The organism is Treponema sp. (assembly GCF_052169735.1).
Lineage (GTDB): Bacteria > Spirochaetota > Spirochaetia > Treponematales > Treponemataceae > Treponema.
Genome location: NZ_JBQNBW010000105.1, coordinates 1 through 4,510, shown reverse-complemented (window position 1 = coordinate 4,510; position 4,510 = coordinate 1). Strand labels below are relative to the sequence as shown.

The following is a 4,510-nucleotide window of genomic DNA, read 5'->3' as shown; positions in this document are numbered from 1 at the left end:
TCCTCCTCTCTTTTTCGGCAATTTTGGCACTGCACTTTTATTGTATCACTCCATATCTCAGCATAAATTATTTAAGCTCTATTTGAATATGATTGATTTTTTTGAATTAGTTCAACATCTTGAATTAAGCAAAGAAGAAATCGATGATTTCATACTGAATTACAATGATAATATAGCGTTATACGAATTTGAAGATGGACTATATTATGTTTATGATGATGACAGCGACGATTGTGATGACGACGACGATGATGATGATGATGATGATGAAAACTAAAAAGAATTTACAGGAGACATTATGTTAAAGATGATTTGTTGTATAGCGGCCGATATTTTAGCGCTTATCTATCTTATCTGGCCGTTCGACATCGTCCCGGATATTATGCCGGTTGTGGGGTTTATGGATGATCTGATTGCCATCCTAGCCGCCGTAGCTTTTACCATTAAGATGATACGGGATCGGTTTAAAGACAGTGTGAATAGAGGAAAGAAAAATAATGGATAGGAAAGATACGGCGATAACGCTCAACGAAATTACGAGTATAGATCATTTATCTTATGTACTGACTGAATTACGCAACCAAGAATCAAGTGACAGCGCACTCGCATACGCTTTGGATGCACAGCTGCAAGTATTGAGTATAATCAACAGCCCAAAGCTTTCGATAAGCTTTTATGATTTAATGCTCGACTCTTTAAAAACGGCAATACAAAGAGCAGGAAATCAGCAAGAAAAAGAAGAATATCGACGATGTGCCGCAATAATGACAAACAGTATGGTATTCTTTTTTGATGCACGGTTATATTGGGAAAAAAATACTTGGAACGAACAAGGTATTGCGCTTTTAAAAAATGCTTGTAACCTCGTAGCCGATTCCTCTACAGTCCTAATAGCAAAAACTACAAAGACCCCGGTAGTAAACAACGGCTTAGGTAATCGGATGTTTTATAGTCTTACGTCGAATACAAACGGTTTTTTTGATGACCTAATAGATTGGTTTATAAAAGGTTTCCGGATTGATAAATACCGCAGCGAATTTCATAACTTTCTCTTACAGCTATTTGAAAAGCAGGAACGGTATCGCGATATTTACGGGCGCCAAGTATTGTTATGCGAATTAATATATCGATATAAAGACACTCTTGCCCCGCTCGCAGGGGACAAACGCGCCGGATTAAAAAGATTGCTTCCTAATTTCCGGCAGCGAGTATCATTTTTATCAGTAGTTGTGTATCCCTTATTAATAGGTGCGATTATTCTTTTAATTGGAGGAATTATTTTTGTCATTTTTAATTGGTTTAGCGGCGATAAATGGCTCGAACTGTTTGGTAAAACCGTATTATTTTATCCGCTATTTAGTTTTCATTTTTTTCTTTTAAACTGTAATACACTCGTTAAAATAGGAAGCATCATAGTATTACTGGTGCTTTTGCTTATAGCTACACTTTTCGGCAATAAGTATTTTACATATATTGCAGATCGCTATTTTACAGAAATTGCAAAACTGTATTAAACTTGGAAGGAGAAAATAATGCAGCGTTTGAAAATGATAGTACTCACCATTTTAATCCTAATAGTAGGGATACCGGCCATAATAGCACCATTACACATATTTTTTATATTGCTTGACGGCGATTTTGATGATTGGTTTGCCGGTATTACCGAAACGGGAATGTATACGAACAAGCGAATTGAACGGTTATATAGTCTTGATCTAAGAGCAGCACAGACCGCTTATAATGTAAAACGCTATGATCTTGCTATTCCGCGATTTGAAGTTGCTATCAATGCGGGCTGGATAGACGGTATGAATCTCTATCAGTATGCCGACTGCTTGGAAAAGACCGGCGAAATCAAAAAAAGCAAACTGTATTTTCAACGGGCATTCGACGAACTCAGTGAATTTTATCCGAACCATACGCTCTTGGATGAATTGCGTGCACAAGGATATAAGAAAAATAATTGAAAGGGGATATAAAAAACAACTTGAGTAGCAATTAAAAATAGCAGACATAAAAATAACTGAGGTATTGTTATGAAGTGCCGGTATTGCGGACATGAGGTTAGGATATCGGGAATGATGTTGATAAGTTCTTTCGGGCAAATGTGTAAGACAAGTCCTACCGAAAAACACGTCATCATTTCCGATGGTATGCATTGCGTGTACTGCGGACGAGAAACAAGAACATCGGGGAGCATGCTTATCACCATCCATGGGCAGCGGTGCGCTCTTTCACCGACGGGGAAGCATCAGTTGCAGTAGTGGAACGATGGACGGGTATCGCTCCATACCAAAACTTTTTTGCATGTTGATATGTGCAGGATAATTGTATGGATGCAAGGTAACCGGCTCACTACTTCTTTTGTATATCTTCCGCCTTCAATTCCTCCGTAAGATAGTCGTCGCTCATACAATGCATATCGGAAATGCCGTCTTTCATCAATGTATATGTTACCGAATGATAGAATTTTTGTAAGGCTGCATCTAAACCGATATGCTCTTTTTGGGCATACAGAGCGATAACCCGTGCATATTTTTTTTGCAGCAGAACCGGATGCGCTAACATATGCTCTTAAATCCTTTGTACTGTAAGTACGTATCAATAATTGCCGAAATCCACTCTAAGCCGCGAGTGCTCGGTGTCAGGCTGAGCAATAATCCGATCAGTGCCGTGATACACGATTATACTTTTATCCCGCATTGATCCATCGCCTCAAGTATATCATTGATGATGTATTCCTTATCTTGAGTATGCAGTACATCATAATGCGCAACAATATAGTCATAGAGAAAACTGTTCGACTCTGCGAGCGCCGTATAGATATGCTCGGCATCCGTTTTTAAGCGGAGTGCAAGGTTCTCTATGCAGAATATCGCAAATTCAAGTTCATCCGTGTTTTTAATTCGATCACTCATTGGTACCCCGCTATCGTTCCTTACCCATTAGCTACCTGCCACTCTTTAATCGTCCGCTTTTCTTCGTCAAAAGAGCTGCCGATAAGCACAATCTTCTTGCTATCAGCTTTGTACCGTTCTGCATAGCGGTTCTTTTTTATCTGTACGAGGGCATCTTCCGCACTGCCATTGCCGGAGAGCTTAAACTCGAAGATATAGATGCTATCAGCCGTTTTGAGTACACAGTCCGCACGTCCCATTGCAGAATGTACCTCTGTCTGTACAAATTGCCCCATCAGTGTAAAGATGAGGTACACAGCTGTCTGATAGTTCTGTTCCCTCAGTTTCAGCTTGTCCTTCGGGAAATCATCATACGGTATGCTTGAGATAATCGCCTGCATCCGCTCCATAAACTCATCCACATTGCCCTTACGGATGTCCTGTATAAACCGTCCCACCCATACCCCTGTTTGACCGAACGGTACATCAGAGTATGCCGGTAACAGATTACGCAAAAAACCGTACCGTACTTCATTATTCGGAAAGCCAAGCCGGTACAGCTTCAGATCGCTGATATATTCCTTGATCGTTAAATACCCCGCTTGAAACAGAATAGGCAATGCATCTTGAGCAACCGCTCGATAGGTTTGCAAGCCTTCTTCATCAAGTTCAACATTACCATCAAGGTTGGGGATATAATAGTGCGCTTCTTTTAAGAAGTTGACTAAAAAAGTCGGCGTTCCCGTACCGAACCAGTAACTCTTGAGCTCTTTATCATCAAAAGCATTGAGAATGCTATAGGGGTTATACATCCCTTCCCCGGCTGGATGGAATAGGTAGCCGTCATACCACTGTTTTAAGGCAGCAAGCGCCTGCAGATAGTCGAGCTTTTGTTTTTCTGCAAGCGCTTGTATCTCCGGTTGAAAATTTGTTTCAAGTTCTTTTTGAGTTATACCGCACATACCGGCATAAGATTCATGCAGACTAATATCTTTGAGGTTATTCAGATCGCTGAAAATGCTGATTTTGCTGAACTTTGTTACCCCGGTTAAAAACGCAAAGCGAATGTATTGATCGCAGGTTTTTATGACAGAGTAAAATGCCTTGAGCGTATTACGGTAGTGTTCGTTCAGCTCTTCATTTACCCCCATCGTTTGCAGCAAGGGTTTATCATACTCGTCTACGAGGATAACGACTTGTTTACCGGTTTGCTGATATGCCCGCCGGATAATTCCTTTAAATCGGCTCGAAAATGTTTGCTCTGAGGTATCCGTTTCGTATTGCTTTTCCCACTGGACTAAATGAGTGTGGAGAATAGTGTGCATACTTTTCTCATCATTGTAATTTTCCGTATTAAAATCCAGATAGAGTACCGGATATGCCTGCCATGGGGTTCGGTTTTCTTGTGCCGCTTGTTCTTCTTCCGCTTTTTCAAGATACAGTCCTTTGAACAGCTCTTTTTGCCCGCGGAAATAGGCTGCCAAGGTTGAAAGGAAGAGGCTTTTGCCGAACCGCCGCGGACGGCTCAAGAAATAGACCTTACTGCTGTTTGCTAAGCGAAAAAGGTATGCTGTTTTATCCACATAAAGAAACCCTTTTTCCCGTAAATCTTT

General features: G+C 40.6%; 7 protein-coding genes. 4 read left to right on the top strand and 3 right to left on the bottom strand.

Annotation, left to right across the window (positions count from 1 at the left end):
* From ACTTJ8_RS11425 to ACTTJ8_RS11410, 4 genes are all read left to right on the top strand, one after another.
* Nucleotides 1-277: hypothetical protein (locus ACTTJ8_RS11425; RefSeq protein ID WP_442721260.1), on the top strand; the 277-nt coding region annotated here is incomplete at its 5' end.
* A gap of 21 nt (nucleotides 278-298) precedes the next feature.
* Nucleotides 299-505, top strand: a complete 207-nt coding sequence (locus ACTTJ8_RS11420) for a YkvA family protein (RefSeq protein ID WP_442716588.1) — start codon at nucleotides 299-301, stop codon at nucleotides 503-505.
* Complete coding sequence (locus ACTTJ8_RS11415; protein ID WP_442716589.1) at nucleotides 498-1,514, top strand: hypothetical protein; 1,017 nt, start codon at nucleotides 498-500, stop codon at nucleotides 1,512-1,514. The genes ACTTJ8_RS11420 and ACTTJ8_RS11415 overlap by 8 nt, the downstream gene beginning before the upstream one ends.
* A gap of 18 nt (nucleotides 1,515-1,532) precedes the next feature.
* Nucleotides 1,533-1,967 carry a hypothetical protein gene (locus tag ACTTJ8_RS11410; RefSeq protein WP_442716590.1) on the top strand — a complete coding sequence of 145 codons (435 nt, stop codon included), beginning with the start codon at nucleotides 1,533-1,535 and terminating at the stop codon, nucleotides 1,965-1,967.
* A 388-nt stretch (nucleotides 1,968-2,355) separates the two neighbouring features.
* Here the strand turns inward: ACTTJ8_RS11410 and ACTTJ8_RS11405 are convergent, their stop codons facing one another.
* The 3 genes from ACTTJ8_RS11405 to ACTTJ8_RS11395 all read right to left on the bottom strand — a co-directional run.
* Nucleotides 2,356-2,568, bottom strand: a complete 213-nt coding sequence (locus ACTTJ8_RS11405; RefSeq protein WP_442716591.1) for a DUF3791 domain-containing protein — start codon at nucleotides 2,566-2,568, stop codon at nucleotides 2,356-2,358.
* A 116-nt stretch (nucleotides 2,569-2,684) separates the two neighbouring features.
* On the bottom strand, nucleotides 2,685-2,918 hold the full coding sequence (locus tag ACTTJ8_RS11400) for a DUF3791 domain-containing protein (RefSeq protein ID WP_442716592.1): 234 nt from the start codon (nucleotides 2,916-2,918) through the stop codon (nucleotides 2,685-2,687).
* A 20-nt stretch (nucleotides 2,919-2,938) separates the two neighbouring features.
* The coding region (locus tag ACTTJ8_RS11395; RefSeq protein WP_442721259.1) for an ATP-binding protein at nucleotides 2,939-4,510 on the bottom strand (1,572 nt) is incomplete at its 5' end.